Annotated in this window: 12 protein-coding genes and 1 other RNA gene; 5 read left to right on the top strand and 8 right to left on the bottom strand. The window is 62.8% G+C overall.

Annotation, left to right across the window (positions count from 1 at the left end; translation table 11 throughout):
• Positions 1–2 precede the first annotated feature (2 nt).
• The 4 genes from AC097P_RS14975 to AC097P_RS14960 all read right to left on the bottom strand — a co-directional run bounded on the left by AC097P_RS14975 (position 3) and on the right by AC097P_RS14960 (position 5,657).
• Complete coding sequence (locus AC097P_RS14975) at positions 3–3,086, bottom strand: efflux RND transporter permease subunit (RefSeq protein ID WP_479611227.1); 3,084 nt, start codon at positions 3,084–3,086, stop codon at positions 3–5.
• Positions 3,083–4,318, bottom strand: a complete 1,236-nt coding sequence (locus tag AC097P_RS14970) for an efflux RND transporter periplasmic adaptor subunit (RefSeq protein ID WP_479611226.1) — start codon at positions 4,316–4,318, stop codon at positions 3,083–3,085. The genes AC097P_RS14975 and AC097P_RS14970 overlap by 4 nt, the downstream gene beginning before the upstream one ends.
• Positions 4,319–4,398: 80 nt before the next feature.
• Positions 4,399–4,848, bottom strand: coding sequence for a ribonuclease HI (gene rnhA, locus AC097P_RS14965; protein WP_479611225.1), 450 nt, complete (start codon positions 4,846–4,848; stop codon positions 4,399–4,401).
• Positions 4,845–5,657: a class I SAM-dependent methyltransferase gene (locus AC097P_RS14960; RefSeq protein ID WP_479611224.1), complete on the bottom strand. Its 813-nt coding sequence runs from the start codon at positions 5,655–5,657 to the stop codon at positions 4,845–4,847. The genes rnhA and AC097P_RS14960 overlap by 4 nt, the downstream gene beginning before the upstream one ends.
• Here AC097P_RS14960 and gloB point away from each other — a divergent pair.
• Together gloB and AC097P_RS14950 are read left to right on the top strand one after the other, a co-directional pair.
• A complete protein-coding gene (gene gloB / locus AC097P_RS14955; protein WP_479611223.1) occupies positions 5,656–6,426 on the top strand; it encodes a hydroxyacylglutathione hydrolase in 771 nt (256 codons plus the stop codon). The two genes, AC097P_RS14960 and gloB, sit on opposite strands and share 2 nt — an antisense overlap.
• Positions 6,405–7,976 carry a transglycosylase SLT domain-containing protein gene (locus tag AC097P_RS14950; protein ID WP_479611222.1) on the top strand — a complete coding sequence of 524 codons (1,572 nt, stop codon included), beginning with the start codon at positions 6,405–6,407 and terminating at the stop codon, positions 7,974–7,976. The genes gloB and AC097P_RS14950 overlap by 22 nt, the downstream gene beginning before the upstream one ends.
• A gap of 36 nt (positions 7,977–8,012) precedes the next feature.
• Here the strand turns inward: AC097P_RS14950 and AC097P_RS14945 are convergent, their stop codons facing one another.
• The 4 genes from AC097P_RS14945 to dnaX are packed head-to-tail and all read right to left on the bottom strand — an operon-like array spanning position 8,013 to position 11,297.
• Complete coding sequence (locus AC097P_RS14945) at positions 8,013–8,426, bottom strand: MAPEG family protein (protein ID WP_479611221.1); 414 nt, start codon at positions 8,424–8,426, stop codon at positions 8,013–8,015.
• A 13-nt stretch (positions 8,427–8,439) separates the two neighbouring features.
• Positions 8,440–9,030, bottom strand: coding sequence for a recombination mediator RecR (gene recR, locus AC097P_RS14940; RefSeq protein WP_479611220.1), 591 nt, complete (start codon positions 9,028–9,030; stop codon positions 8,440–8,442).
• Between the two features lie 11 nt (positions 9,031–9,041).
• Positions 9,042–9,374 carry a YbaB/EbfC family nucleoid-associated protein gene (locus tag AC097P_RS14935; RefSeq protein WP_479611219.1) on the bottom strand — a complete coding sequence of 111 codons (333 nt, stop codon included), beginning with the start codon at positions 9,372–9,374 and terminating at the stop codon, positions 9,042–9,044.
• A gap of 42 nt (positions 9,375–9,416) precedes the next feature.
• Positions 9,417–11,297 (bottom strand): DNA polymerase III subunit gamma/tau, encoded by a 1,881-nt coding sequence (dnaX, locus tag AC097P_RS14930; RefSeq protein ID WP_479611218.1) that lies wholly within the window; start codon positions 11,295–11,297, stop codon positions 9,417–9,419.
• Positions 11,298–11,420: 123 nt separating this feature from the next.
• On the opposite strand from dnaX, the gene AC097P_RS14925 reads away from it, so the two are divergent.
• From AC097P_RS14925 to ffs, 3 genes are all read left to right on the top strand, one after another.
• A complete protein-coding gene (locus AC097P_RS14925; RefSeq protein WP_479611217.1) occupies positions 11,421–12,494 on the top strand; it encodes an ABC transporter substrate-binding protein in 1,074 nt (357 codons plus the stop codon).
• On the top strand, positions 12,491–14,239 hold the full coding sequence (locus tag AC097P_RS14920; RefSeq protein ID WP_479611216.1) for a diguanylate cyclase domain-containing protein: 1,749 nt from the start codon (positions 12,491–12,493) through the stop codon (positions 14,237–14,239). Before AC097P_RS14925 ends, AC097P_RS14920 begins: the two co-directional genes overlap by 4 nt.
• A 30-nt stretch (positions 14,240–14,269) precedes the next feature.
• An RNA gene (gene ffs, locus AC097P_RS14915) (signal recognition particle sRNA small type) lies at positions 14,270–14,366 on the top strand.
• Positions 14,367–14,473 lie beyond the last annotated feature (107 nt).

Here is a 14,473-nt window from a genome sequence, read left to right as displayed (position 1 = left end):
CCTCAGGACACGGCAGTTTCAGGCGTAGTAAGCGGGCCCCGTCCGCTGAAGCGGTCTAGCGCCAAATAGATGACTGGCGTGATGTACAGCGTCACCGCCTGCGAAAACACCAATCCACCCACCACAGCCAAGCCCAGCGGTTGCCGCAACTCTGCACCAGCCCCGATGCCCAAGGCTATCGGCAAGGCCCCCATCAGAGCTGCCAGCGTGGTCATCATGATGGGGCGAAACCGCAACACGCAAGCCTCGCGGATCGCCTGCTCCGGCGTCATGCCATGGTGGCGCTGCGCGTCCAATGCAAAGTCGATCATCATGATCGCGTTCTTCTTCACGATACCGATCAGCAGCAGGATGCCGATCATTGCGATCACCGTCAGGTCCTGGCCAAACAGCATCAGCGTCGCCAGAGCACCCACCGCGGCCGACGGCAGGCCCGCCAGAATCGTCAGCGGATGGATGTAGCTCTCGTACAGCACACCCAGCAGCACGTAAATCACAAGCAGCGCAGAAATAATCAGCACCGCTTGGCTGCCCTGCGAACTCTTGAACACCGCCGCCTCGCCGCCATAGCTGGTGATCACCGAACTAGGCAGGCTGATGTCGGCCCGGGCCTTGTCGATCTGTGCCGTGGCATCGCCCAGCGCTGTGCCGGGTGCCAAGTTGAATGAAATGGTTACCGCCTGCAGTTGCCCCACGTGGTTGATTGACGTCGGACCGACCGTGCGGCTCACCTTGGTGAAGGATGCCAGAGGCACCAGTGCCCCTGTGGACGCCCGCACGTAGATGTTGTTGATGGCGCTTTCATCCAGCTTGTCCTCGGGCGCCAGCTCCAGAATGACCTGGTAGCTATCGGTGGGCAGGTAGATCGTGGACACCTGGCGCTCGCCAAAGGCACCAAACAGCGCGGTCCGGATCGCGTCTATCGACACACCCAGCGCGTTGGCCCGGTCCCGATCAATGCTCAGTTGCGCCTGCAAGCCGCGCAGCTGCGCATCACTGGTCACGTCCCGGAACAGTGGGTCGCCTCGCAACTTGTCCTGCAGTTTGACGGCCCAGTCGTTCAACTCATCGGCCTTGATGCTTTGCAAGATGTACTGGAACTGCGCCTTGCTCTGCCGGCCACCGAGCTGCAGGTTTTGTATGGGCCGCATGAATACGCTGATGCCCGACACCTCGCGCAATTTGCGCCGCAGGCCCTCCACTACATCCTTCATCTGCTTGCGCTCGCCACGCGGTTTGAGCGTGATGAACATGCGTCCGGAGTTTTGTGCGCCGGTCCCACCGTTGAAGGAGCTGACGGCAAACACATTGGCGTCGGCCCGGATCAGCGCCGCAGCGCGCTCCTGCAGACGCACCATCTCGGCAAAGGATGTATCTTCCGCCGCCTCGGTGGTGGCCGTGATCTGGCCGATGTCTTCCTCCGGAAAAAATCCCTTGGGAATGGCATTGAACAACAAGGCAGTCGCCACAAACGTCACCAGCGCCACGACCAGCACCACCATGCGGTGTGCCAGGGCCGCATCCAGCGAGCGCGTGTACTGGCGCAGCACGCTGTTGAATCCGCGCTCAAACAGATTGATCAGGTAACTGTGCTGCTGCCCGTGGGGCTCGGCTTTCAGGAAGCGGCTGGCAAGCATGGGCACCAGCGTCAGCGACACAAAGGCCGACACCAGGATGGACAGGCCCACCACCACCGCGAACTCGTGGAACAGCAGCCCTATGACGCCCGGCATGAAAAAGATGGGGATGAACACCGCAATCAGCGATGTGGAAATGGAGATGATGGTGAAACCCACCTCCCGCGAGCCCCGCAGCGCAGCGTTGAAAGGCCCCTCGCCGTTCTCGACGTGGCGCATGATGTTTTCCAGCATCACGATGGCATCGTCCACAACCAGGCCCACGGCCAGCGTCAGGCCCAGCAGCGAGACATTGTCCAGGCTGTAGTTCAGGCCCCACAGCAGCGCGACCGCGCCAATCAGCGACACCGGCAGCGACAGCGTGGGGATGGCCGTGGCCACAAAACGCCGCAGAAACAAAAAGATGACCAACACCACCAGCGCAATGGTACCCATCAGCGTCAGCGACACGTCATGCAGGGCCTCGCGCACGGATACGGAACGGTCGTTGACCAGGGTCATGTTGACCGACTGCGGCATTTGTTCCCTCAACTTGGGCAGCGCCTGCTTGACCGTATCCACGACGCGCACCGTATTGGCACCGGGTTGGCGCAAGATGGCCAGCGTGATGGAGGGCTCGCCATTCAGGTTGGCGTAGGACTTGACCGTCTCCACGCTGTCCTCGACGCTGGCCACGTCCTTCAGTCGCACGGTGATGCCACCGCGTGTCGCCACAATCAGTTCTGCAAATTCAGCAGCATTGCGCAATTGCTTGTTGGCTTGCAGGGTCAGCAATTGTTTGGCGCCTTCAAGCGTACCCACCGGGGTATTCACATTGGCCCCGCGCAGGGAAGCGGACAACTCTTCCAGGCTGATGTTGCGGGCGATCAGCGCTTGTGGCTGCACGCGCACGCGCACTGCAAATCGCTTGGCCCCGAAGATATTCACCTGTGCCACACCGTTGATCGTTGACAGCGTCGGCGAAATCAGATGTTCGGCGAAGTCCTGCAGATCGGACAAGGCCATCGACGGCGAAGTCAGAGCCACAAACAGAATGGGCGCATCCGCGGGGTTGACCTTGCGGTAGGACGGCAGCTGCGTCATATCTTGCGGCAGCGAACGCTGTGCCCGCAACAGCGCAGCCTGCACATCCAGCGCCGCGCCGTCGATATTGCGGCCCTCTTCAAACTCCAGCGTCAGCGAGGTGCTGCCCAACGTGCTGGCGGAGCTGATGACGGCCAGCCCGGGAATGGTCTGGAACTGCTTCTCCAATGGCAGGGCCACCGAGGTAGCCATGGTCTCGGGGTTGGCACCCGGCAGCGACGCACCGACGTTGATGACCGGTGTGTCGTAGCTGGGCAAGGCTGCCACCGGGATGCTTCGGTAGGCAATGACACCGGCCACGACAATGGCCACATTCAGCAAAACCGTCATCACCGGACGGCGAATGAAGAGCTCTGACAGGTTCATGGCGCGGCAGATGCAGGTTGCATAGCAGAAGCGGCTGCGCGTTGGGAAGAAGCGGCTGCAGAGGCAGGTTTGGCCGGGGCTGGCGCGCGCTCAACCACAGCGGCGTCGGGCCGCAAATTCTGGCGGCCTTCTAAGACCACCCTGTCGCCGGCCGCGATGCCGGTCACCGCAGACAACTCACCCTGCGAGGCCACAACCTTCACCGGGCGCAATACCGCCTTGGTTTTATCCACTACCACGTACACGATAGAGCCACGCGCACTTTGGATGACGGCGGATGTAGGGATCACCACCGCGTTCTTCAGCGTATCGGAAATCAGCGCGATTTTGACGAAGGCCCCGGGCCACAGCTTGGCGTCGCGGTTATCAAAACGGGCCTTGACTTTGATCGTACCGGTGGCGGCGTCCACCGCGTTGTCTACAAATTGCAGCCGGCCCTGAATCTCGTTCCTGGCGTCCGGCAGGGTGGCGGTCACCTGCGCGCCTCCGGACTTCAGCCCCTGCAACACCGCGTCCAGGTTGCGCTGCGGCAGGTTGAAGCTGATGTTGATGGGGTCCAGCTGCGTGATCGTCACCAGCACCGTCTGGTTGGCCTGCACAGCGGTGCCGGGAAACACGTTGACGGCTCCCAACCGCCCCGCGCCTGAGGCGCGCACACTGGTATACGACAGGGCGAGCTGGGCCGCATCCAGCGCGGCACGGTCGGCAACCAGGTTGGCCCGTTGGGAATCCACTTGGGCCTGGCTCGAATCGACAGCGCCTTGAGAGATAAAGCCCTTGGCGAGCAGATCGCGGTTGCGTGCCAGCTGACGCTGTGCGTCGTCCAGCACGGCCTGGTCCCTGGCCTGCTGCGCGCGGGCCTTGGCCACATTGGCCTCATCCGGGCGCGGGTCCAGCGTGAACAGACGATCGCCGTTCTTGACGAACTGCCCTTCCTTGACGTGCACCTGGGTGATTACGCTGTTGACCTGGGGTTTGACGTCGACACTGGCCATTGGCGTCACCGTACCAATGGTGTCTAGTGCGACGTCAAAGTCTCGCTGAGCCGCTGCCACCGTCGTCACCGCAATCGGTGCGCCCGGCGCCCGGCTCGCACCGCCCGCTCCACTGGCCGCACCAGCAGCGGGTGCCGCACCCGTTGTGTCCGTGGAATTGTTACCACACGCTGCCAATAACAGGGAGGCCGCCCCGGCACCCATAGAAAGACGGAAACACAGTGATTTTGTTTTCATGGTTGGGGCCAATTATCAGCGTGCCATCGCTTGGGCCTGGGCCAAGGGGCACAACTTTGCAAAACTCTAAGACCCTACTGTCAACGCCGCAGCGCCATCTCGACACCCTTGTTGGCCAGTCCATCGGCGCGCTCATTGCCAGGGTCGCCGGCGTGGCCCTTGACCCACCGCCAATCAATGGTATGACCCTTCTCGGCAACCAGTTGGTCCAGCTGTTGCCATAGGTCCACGTTCTTGACGGGCTGTTTGGCAGCCGTCTTCCAGCCCTTGGCCTTCCACCCGGCCAGCCACTCCGTGATGCCTTTCAGAACGTATTGGCTGTCCAGGTGCAGGGTCACGGTGCACGGGCGTTTCAGTGCCATCAGGGCCTGTATCACCGCCATCATTTCCATGCGGTTATTGGTGGTGTCCCGTTCGCCACCGCAGAGTTCCTTTTCGGTGCCATCGGGGGATCGTAGCAATACGCCCCAGCCACCTGGCCCAGGGTTTCCCTTGCAGGCACCGTCCGTGTAGATAACGACTTCGTTCAAACTTTGGTCTCCGTTTCAAATCCATGTTCATGCGTACGGTTGGCCACTGATACCGACTTGCGCGGGCTCACCGGTACAGCCTTCCATACTGGCCCCAGCAGCCGTACCCCCCGCACCCTCTTTACCGCCACCAGGAAATAAGCCGCACCAAATATCGGCCACCAACGGGCGCCAGCTTTGTCCATCCATTGAAAGCGCTGCAGCCACTTGTCACTGGTCACGCCGGGGCGGTAGCAGCCAAACTCGCCCACCTCGACCTCAAAGCCCAGCAGCCGCAACCAGTCGCGCAACCGCCAATAGCCAATGAACTCGCCACCATCGGGCAAGAAAAGCTGACCAAACCCCATCTTCCGGTACAAATGGCCGCGCCGCTGCTGCAGCCCCCAGAGACTCGCAGGATTCAATCCACAAATGACAACGCGGCCGTCCGGGACCAGTACGCGCTCCACTTCACGCAGAACAGCGTGCGGGTCGACACTGAATTCAAGGGTGTGGGGCAACAGCACCAAATCCAGGCTGGCAGCCGGGAACGGCAAGGCAGAGAAATCACAGAACACTGCGGCCCGTTTACGCGGTTTTGCACAGTCGTCCTCGCCATTCTCTCCATCTGGCGGGGTTTCGCTGGCGAGCCATTGGTGTGGCATACGGTTGGCCCTTAGACCGTCGAGTTCAGACACACCCAACTGCAGCGCGTGGTAACCAAATATGTCCACTACTGCAGCGTCCACGCGCCTGCGCTCCCAGTCCAGCAGGTAGTGGCCGGCCGGAGTTTGGAGCCAATTCCGCATCGCTATACTTTGGTCGCTCATGAAGTTAATACCGCTGCCCGCTTTTGATGACAACTACATCTGGATGCTCCACGATGGACAAAGGGCGCTGGTAGTCGACCCCGGCGATGCACAGCCAGTTACTGCGGCTCTGCAACGCGAAAGCCTGCACCTGCAAGGTATTTTAGTCACGCACCACCACGGCGACCACACGGGTGGCGTTGATGTGCTGCGCGACGCCACCGGTGCCAGCGTCTTCGGCCCCGCCCGCGAGCAGATGCCCGAGCCCTTGCAGCGCCTGCACGGCGGCGACACGGTGCAGTTGCTGGGGCTGAACTTCACGGTGCTGGACGTGCCGGGGCACACTGCCGGACATATTGCCTACTTTGCCGAAGTTGCTGGCCAAGCGCCACTACTGTTCTGCGGGGACACGCTGTTCAGCGGCGGCTGCGGGCGCCTGTTTGAGGGCACCGCCCTGCAAATGCAGACTTCACTGGATCTGCTGGCCGCGCTGCCGAACACCACCCGCGTCTGCTGCACACATGAGTACACGCTGGGTAACCTGAAGTTCGCGGTAGAGGTTGAACCCGACAACCCCGAACTGCGCGCCTACCAATCGCACTGCCAAGCCTTGCGCGCGCAAGGCCTGCCCACCCTGCCCTCGACGATTGGAACCGAGCGCCAGATCAACCCCTTTTTGCGCAGTACGCAGCCCACCATCATGGCATCCGCCCAGCGCTTCGATGCGGATGGCTTTGCCAACAACGGCGCTTTCACTACGCTACGCCAATGGAAAAACCAATACCGATGACACCTTTGCTGAAAATTGGCGGCCTGGTTGCCCTGCTCTGGCTATCAGCCTGTGCCACGACCAGCCCCTCCTCACAAGCCCCGGTAACCGACGCCACCGGCATCACCCAGCAACCCAGCCGCGAAATAGCGCCCAGCCAGCCCTCCCGGCCTGCCTACACCACGACGCCGTCCAACGCGCTTCCGCCATTCGCGCCGCTGTACGCGCAGGAGACCAATCCGCGCACCGTAGCGTCGCTGGCACCGCCCACGGACCTGTGGGACCGCATCCGCCGGGGCTATGCGATGCCGGACCTGGATAACGACCTGGTCCACGACCGCGAGCAATGGTATTCCACGCGCCCCGACTACATCTTCCGCATGACAGAACGGTCCAAGAAATACCTGTTCCACATCGTTGAAGAGCTGGAACTGCGCAATATGCCGACCGAGCTCGCCCTGCTGCCTTTTATCGAGAGCGCATTCAACCCACAAGCGGTCTCCGGCGCCAAGGCGGCCGGCATGTGGCAGTTCATGCCGGCCACCGGCAAATACTTCGAACTCAAGCAAAACGCCTTCCGCGATGACCGCCGCGATGTGCTGGCCTCCACCCGCGCGGCGCTGGACTACCTGCAAAAGCTGCACGGCATGTTTGGCGACTGGCACCTGGCGCTCGCCGCCTACAACTGGGGTGAGGGCAGCGTGGGCCGCTCCATTGCCAAGAACCAGCGCGCCGGACAAGGTACCGGCTACATGGACCTGAACATGCCAATGGAAACCCGGATGTATGTGCCCAAGCTGCAAGCGGTGAAAAACATCGTGGCCCGGCCTAGCGCCTTCAACTCCAAGCTCCCGTTGATCGAAAACCACCCCTATTTCCAGTCCGTGACGATACGCCGCGATATCGACGTGGCACTCGCCGCCAAGCTGGCCGAAGTACCGCTGGACGACTTCAAGGCGCTGAACCCCTCCATCCACCGCCCCGTCATCATGGCAGCCGGCACGCCCCAGGTGCTATTGCCCTGGGACAACGCCGAGGTTTTCCAGAGCAACCTGGAGTCTTATTCGGGGGGCCGCCTGGCCAGCTGGACCGTCTGGGTCGCACCGTCGACAATGCGCCCGGCCGATGCCGCCAAGCGCGTGGGCATGAGCGAGGCCGATTTCCGTTCGGTGAACGCCATTCCACCCAAGGTTGTCATCAAGGCCGGATCGTCGCTACTGGTGCCCCGTACCGATGCCGTGAAGCAGGACGTGGCCGTCAAGGTGGCCGACAACGGCCAACTGTCGCTGGCGCCTGAGGTGGTGCTCAAGCGCAGCACGGTGCGCGCCGGCAAGGGCGAAACGGTCGCCAGCATTGCCCGCAAATACAAGGTGAATGCGGACCAGGTGGCGCAGTGGAACAAGGTTGCGCTGTCGGCCAGCTTCAAGGCGGGCCAGCAGGTCGTGGTTTTCCTGCCGCTGTCGCAAGCGCGTCGCACAAGTCCGAGCGCCCGCACCGCTGCGCACAAGGCGGCGCCACATCGTGCAACACGCACGGCACGCGCTGCCAGCCCCCGCCGCGCCAAGCGCTAGGGTCTGGCGGTGGGGTCCGCGGTAGGGCGCCGGACCCTAGCGGTAGCCGACGAACAGGATGGCGATGTTGACCGCCAGCGCAACGCTCCACACCACGCTGCGGGCTGTCGCCATACCCGCCACGTACATCATGATGTACAGGATGCGCAGCACCACAAATAAAAACGCCAGCAAGTCCAGGTAGGTCTGGTTAGCGCCCAACTGGTGGGCGATGATGACCGCAGCCATAAACAATGGCAGCGCTTCAAAGCTGTTGGACTGGGCCGCGTTGGCACGGGCGCGCCAGTCTTTTTGCCGAGCCAGCCAGACACGCGGATTGCCGTTGTCATACCCGCCCTCTCGCCGGGGTTTGCCAAACATGCCGGCCTTGGCCAGGCCAGCGCAGGCGATGGGCAACAGCGCGGCAACCAGCACACACCAGTACGCCAGCGAGAAATGTATGTTTTGCATGAAAAATTACGTGTTATCGCCTGTCGACCAGGGCATGCGCTATGGTGCCGAGGTCGACGTATTCGAGTTCGCTGCCGGCCGGCACACCCCGCGCCAAGCGGGTCACGCCCAGCCCGCGAGCCTTCAGCGCTTCACTGATGACATGGGCCGTGGCCTCACCCTCGGCGGTGAAGTTGGTGGCAAGAATCAATTCCTGCACTTCGCCATCCAGCGCGCGGTCAAATAGTTTCTTCAAACCGATGTCGTGCGGACCTACACCATCCAACGGGCTCAGCTTGCCCATCAGCACAAAGTACAGGCCTTTGTAGGCGCCGGTGCGCTCCAGCGCGGCCTGGTCGGCCGGGGTCTCCACCACGCACAGCTTGCTGCGGTCACGCCGGGCGTCCAGACACGTGGAACAGACGTCGGCCTCGGTGAAGGTGTGGCAACGCTCGCAGTGCCGCACGCCCACCACCGCCTGCTCCAGCGCCCGGGCCAGCGCCTGCGCCCCACCGCGGTCGTGCTGCAGCAGGTGAAAGGCCATGCGCTGGGCAGACTTGATGCCCACGCCCGGCAGGCGTTTGAGCGCCTGGACCAGCACGTCCAGTGAGTTGGTGTCCGACACGCGTCAGGTCGTCAGAACGGGAACTTCATTCCGCCAGGCAAACCGGGCATGCCTTGTGTGAGCTTGCCCATCTTCTCGTTGGAGGTCTCTTCAGCCTTGCGCACAGCCGCATTGAAGGCCGCTGCCACCAAGTCTTCCAGCATGTCCTTGTCGTCGGCCAGCAGGCTCGGATCAATCGTGATGCGCTTGACATCGTGCTTGCAGGTCATCGTGACCTTGACGAGGCCGGCGCCGGATTCACCGGTCACTTCGATATTGCCCAGCTCGTCCTGGGCCTTCTTCATGTTGTCCTGCATGGCCTGGGCTTGCTTCATCAGGCCGGCGAGTTGTCCTTTGTTGAACATGGGATAGGTTTCCTTTTATTAAAAAACAGACGCATCAGCGCACTAGAGCGGCTTGATGGAACCGGGTACGATTTTCGCGCCAAAGTCCCGCATCATGCTCTGCACGAAGGGATCGTCAAAAATAATCTTCTCGGCGGCCAGTTGCTTCTCTTCGGAAGCCGCCGTGTTGCGCCGCGCCGGGCAGTCGTTGACGCGGCCAATTTCCACGACCAGCTTCACATCATGCCCGACCGTTTTCAGGGCGTTGGTCAGTCGCTCCCGGGTACCGGGCTGGTTCAGCGATTCGCGCTCCACACGCAGGATCCACTGGTCGGTATCGCGCGCCACCAACTGCGATTGCAGGGCCAGTTCGCGCACCATGGCATTGATGGCCTCGGCCTTGATCAGCTGCTGCACCGTGGCGTGCCAAAAGTCGCCTTCTTCGGTAGGCACCAGCGTATGGGGTGCCTGTTGCGCGGCAACGTCTGCGCGTGACTCCGCCTGGGCACGCACCGGAACCGCTACGATTTTGGTAGCTGCTTGTGGGCGCTGCACGGGGGCTGCAGCCGTATTTGGCACATAGACATCCGGCAGATCCGGCCGGCCGTCGTCATCCGCATCGGTGTGGGCGCCGGGCCTGGCGCTTTCGCGCACGGGCAACACCTGGCCAGGCGGCGCTTGCGGACGGGCCTGTGGCGCGGGCTGCTCGGCAGGTAATGCATCTACGGGAACGGGTTCGTCTTCCCAGGGCTGAACGGACGGCGGTTTTGAGACTGGCGAAGGCGCAACCGGTGGCGCCGCAGGCCTATTTAGAGTTTTTTTTTCCGCTGTGGGCTGTGCGCCCTGCGGTTTGAAAGCCAGCAAGCGCAGCAGCACCATGGTCAGCGCGGCGTATTCATCGGGCGCCAGGCCCAGGTCAGCGCGGCCGTGCAGGCAGATGCTGTACAGCAGCTGGGTCTCGTCCACCGGCATCAGCGCGGCCAGGCGGGCCGTGTCTTGCGCCTCGGGGTCACTGTCGTCATCGGTTGCAGAACCGGTGGCCTGCACCACCGCCATGCGCTGCAGCACGGTGGACATTTCTTCCAGCGTGGAAGCTGCGCTGAGACCATTCAGACGCAGCGCCTCGGAGGTTTCAACCACGGTCTTGCCGTCGCCGGTGGCCAGTGCCTCGATCAGGCGGAACACGTAAGACCGGTCCACGCTGCCCAGCATCAGGCGCACGGTCGCCTCCTGCAACTGGCCAGAGCCAAAGGCAATGGCCTGGTCGGTCAGGCTCAGCGCGTCGCGCATGGAGCCGCGGGCCGCACGGGCCAGCAGGCGCAGGGCCTGCGGCTCGGAGGCCACGTTTTCCTGGCCCAGCACGTAGGTCAGGTGTTCGCGTATGGTCTCGGGCGCCATCGGCCGCAGGTTGAACTGGAGGCAGCGGCTCAGCACGGTGACCGGCACCTTTTGCGGGTCGGTCGTGGCCAGCACAAATTTCAGATACTCCGGTGGCTCTTCCAGCGTCTTCAACATCGCGTTGAACGCCGTGTTGGTCAGCATGTGCACCTCGTCGATCATGAAGACCTTGAAGCGCCCTTGCACCGGCTTGTAGACCGCCTGCTCCAGCAGGGCCTGCACCTCATCCACGCCACGGTTGGAAGCTGCATCCAGCTCGGTGTAGTCGACAAAGCGTCCGCTATCAATATCGGAGCAGGCTTGGCATATTCCACAAGGGCTGGCGGTTATCCCACCATTGCCGTCCGGGCCCTGGCAGTTCAGCGACTTGGCCAGGATGCGCGACACCGTGGTCTTGCCCACGCCCCGGGTGCCGGTGAACAGGTAGGCGTGGTGCAGGCGCTGGGTGGTCAGCGCATTGGTCAGGGCTTGCACCACATGGTCCTGCCCCACCATTTCGGTGAAATTGCGGGAGCGGTACTTGCGGGCGAGCACGAGGTAGGACATGGGGCGATTCTAAAGGGCGGCCTGGGCTGCTTTTCTTTGCTTATCTTTGTCACAGGCCATTACAAAGCGGCAACCGCTGCGCTAGACTGAACGCTCACCCATTCCGGCCACTATCGAGACTCCATGGCAATCTGTATTTTTCGCTGCAGGCACCTGCTTGGCGGCCTGAAATGGGCTGCGGCGGTAGCGCTGGTGTTCTCGGCCGCCATGTCCGCCCAGGCACAGGATGTGCTGCGGGTGCTGACATGGCCGGGCTATGCCGACCCTGATCTGGTCAAGGCCTTTGAGCAAAAGACCGGCAGCAAGGTAGAGGTCACCTTCATCGACTCCGACGATGTGATGTGGCAAAAGCTCCAAAAAAACAAGGCCGCCGATTTTGACGTGTTTGCCGTCAACACCGCGGAATTGCAGCGCTACATCAGCGCTGCGCTGGTCGTCCCTGTTGACACCAGCGCCGTGCCCAACACGGCGGCCCAACTGCCGCGCTTTCGCGACTTCCAACGCATACCGGGGGTAGTGCATGGGGGCAAGGTCTACGCCATACCGTACACCTACTCCGAAATGGGCCTGGTCTATGACAAACAGCAGGTCAAGCCTGCTCCTACATCCATCCGAGCGCTGTGGGATCCCCGTTACCACGGCAAGGTTCTGCTGTACAACGGTGGCTCGCACAATTTCTCGCTGGCAGCCCAGGCCATGGGCGACGCCACGCCGTACCGGTTGGGCGGCAACGAGTGGCCGGCCGCTGTGGACCAGCTGATTGCGCTGCGGCGCAATGCGCAAGGCTTCTACACCCAGCCCGAGGAATCGGTCGCCATGTTCAAGAACGGCCATGCGGCGCTGATGTTTGCCAACTACGGCTCGCAGCAGGTGCAGTTGCTCAAGAAAGCCGGTGTGGACGTAGGCTACGTCGTGCCGCAAGAGGGAGCGCTGGCCTGGCTGGACTGCTGGGCCATAACCCGCGGCGCCAAGAACCCCAAGCTGGCCCAGGCCTGGATCAACTTCTTTCTGGAGCCCCAGGCCGGCCACGCGCTGCTGACGCGCCAGGGCCTGGCCAACACCACCTCCGAATCACCGTACCTGCGCCCGCAGGACCGCATCGTCTGGCTGGAGCCGGTTGAGAACGTGGACCGGCGCAGCGCGCTGTGGGAACGCATTCTGGCCGGCGACCGCGCCAGCAGGGTGTTGGCTCCATGAAATTCGGCATCGCATGGAAGCTGGGCCTGTTGCTGGCCGGGGTCAGCATCCTGGCTGCGGGCCTGACCGGTTTCTATGCCTACCAGGCCAGCCGCGACCTGCTGGTGCAGTCGGCCAAGGGGGAATTGCTGACCACCACTGTGGTGCTGGCGCGCCGGGTCACGCTGAGCCGGGACGAAGTGTCGCGCAACCTGCAGGTGCTCAGCGGCAGCACTATGGCGCTGGCCGCGCTGGCGCCGAACGCGACACCGGCGCAGCAGGACCAGCTGGCCGGCCTGTTCGAATCGGTGATGCAGGCCAACCCGGCGTACTTTCAGATCCGGCTGATTTCCGCCAGCGACCACGGCCTGGAGCGGGTCCGCGTGGACCGGGCCGATGACCGCATCGTCCGCGTGCAGGGCGATGATTTGCAGGAGAAAGGCCATTTCTCTTACGTGTCGGGCACCTTGCGCTTGCCGGCCGGTGCCACTTATTTGTCGCGCATCGTCATCAACCATGAGCGCGGCGCCCATGCCGGCCTGGACCAGCCCTCGGTGATACTGGCAATGCCGGTCGTTACGCCAGACGGTCGCGCAGTAGGCGCCGTCGTCATCAATGTGGATTTGAACGGAGTGTTTGCAACGCTGGCAGCCGACCTGCCCAGGGACTTCCAGTTGTTCCTGGCCAATAGCCGGGGCGACTTCCTGATCCACCCCGACTCCAGCCGCAGCTTTGGCTTTGACCGGGGCCAGCGCGCGCTGGTGCAGGACGAGTTTCCTGCCACCCGGGAGCTGGTCGAGGGCAAGCTCACCGAAGCGCTGATGGAAGTCAGCGATGGCCGCCATGCCGGTGCGCCTGTGGTCGCATCTTTCGTCAGCCGTGCCGTGCCGATCAGCAGCGACGAGGACAACTTCGTGCTGGGGCTGGCGCAGCCCCTGTCCCACGTCGTGGAGCAGGCCGACAAGCTGGGCGTCGTGGTGTTGCAACTGGTGATCGGGCTGTGCCTGGTGTGCGTGGTGATTGCGGCGCTGGTGGCCCGCGCGGTCACCAAGCCCATCAACTCCATGAGCGCGGCCGTGCAGGGCTTTGCCCTCAACCACCAGTTGGTACCCGCGCCGACGCCGGCGATTGAGCGGCAGGATGAGATCGGCGTGCTGGCCCGCAGCTTCCAGCAGATGCAGGACGAGATCCGCCAGCAATTGAGCGACCTGGAAGAAAACCGCGAAGAGCTGGAACACATGGCACGGCACGACGTGCTGACCGGTTTGCCCAACCGCCGCGCCTTCCAGGAGCGGCTGGACCAGGCCCTGTCGCGCGCCCAGCGCAGCGGCGAACACTTTGCGCTGTTCTTCATCGACGTCGACAACTTCAAGGCCCTCAACGACCGCTGGGGCCACGCTGGCGGCGACGCGCTGTTGAAAATCGTCGCACTGCGGCTGGTCGCCACGACCCGCAAGGTCGATGCCATTGCCCGCATGGGAGGGGACGAATTTGTCGTGCTGCTGGACAACCCCACCCAGCGCGAAGACATCTCCAATATCGCCGAAAAATTGCTCGAAAGCGTGCGCTCCCCCATCCTGTACCGGGGTACGGAATTGCAGGTGGGCTTCAGCATCGGCATCAGCCTCTACCCCGAACACGGTCGCACCGCTACCGAACTGATGGCCCGCGCCGACCGCGCCATGTACGACGCCAAGGGCGCTGGGCGCAACCGCTACCATTTTTCAACGGGCAAACCCACCCCGACTTCCCCCACGCCTCTTTGAGGTCAATTTCCTGCGGCTACAATCTATGCTGACGGGCCTTCCCACATGGTGAAGCGGCCAACCGGGTCAGGTGGGGAACCAAGCAGCCCTAACTGTGGAGCTAGTGCTGGGGTCAAGGCTCGTCAACCTCATTTTTCTCTGAACAACTGCATCAGCGTCGCTGACAGACGCGGCACACAGCCGCCGCAGTTGCGAATGCTAAGCGCCACGCGCCCGGCATAGCTGCCAATCCAG

It is taken from the genome of Rhodoferax sp. ZS1R8 (assembly GCF_056521325.1).
The sequence above is the reverse complement of the archived record's forward strand: the minus strand, read 5'-3'. Positions and strand labels throughout refer to the sequence as shown.

Coding starts and splice junctions, on each gene's coding strand:
- AC097P_RS14975 (WP_479611227.1), bottom strand. CDS start 3,086: ATGAACCTGTCAGAGCTCTTCATTCGCCGTCCGGTGATGACGGTTTTG.
- AC097P_RS14970 (WP_479611226.1), bottom strand. CDS start 4,318: ATGAAAACAAAATCACTGTGTTTCCGTCTTTCTATGGGTGCCGGGGCG.
- gloB (WP_479611223.1), top strand. CDS start 5,656: ATGAAGTTAATACCGCTGCCCGCTTTTGATGACAACTACATCTGGATG.
- AC097P_RS14960 (WP_479611224.1), bottom strand. CDS start 5,657: ATGAGCGACCAAAGTATAGCGATGCGGAATTGGCTCCAAACTCCGGCC.
- AC097P_RS14950 (WP_479611222.1), top strand. CDS start 6,405: ATGGAAAAACCAATACCGATGACACCTTTGCTGAAAATTGGCGGCCTG.
- AC097P_RS14945 (WP_479611221.1), bottom strand. CDS start 8,426: ATGCAAAACATACATTTCTCGCTGGCGTACTGGTGTGTGCTGGTTGCC.
- AC097P_RS14935 (WP_479611219.1), bottom strand. CDS start 9,374: ATGTTCAACAAAGGACAACTCGCCGGCCTGATGAAGCAAGCCCAGGCC.
- dnaX (WP_479611218.1), bottom strand. CDS start 11,297: ATGTCCTACCTCGTGCTCGCCCGCAAGTACCGCTCCCGCAATTTCACC.
- AC097P_RS14925 (WP_479611217.1), top strand. CDS start 11,421: ATGGCAATCTGTATTTTTCGCTGCAGGCACCTGCTTGGCGGCCTGAAA.
- AC097P_RS14920 (WP_479611216.1), top strand. CDS start 12,491: ATGAAATTCGGCATCGCATGGAAGCTGGGCCTGTTGCTGGCCGGGGTC.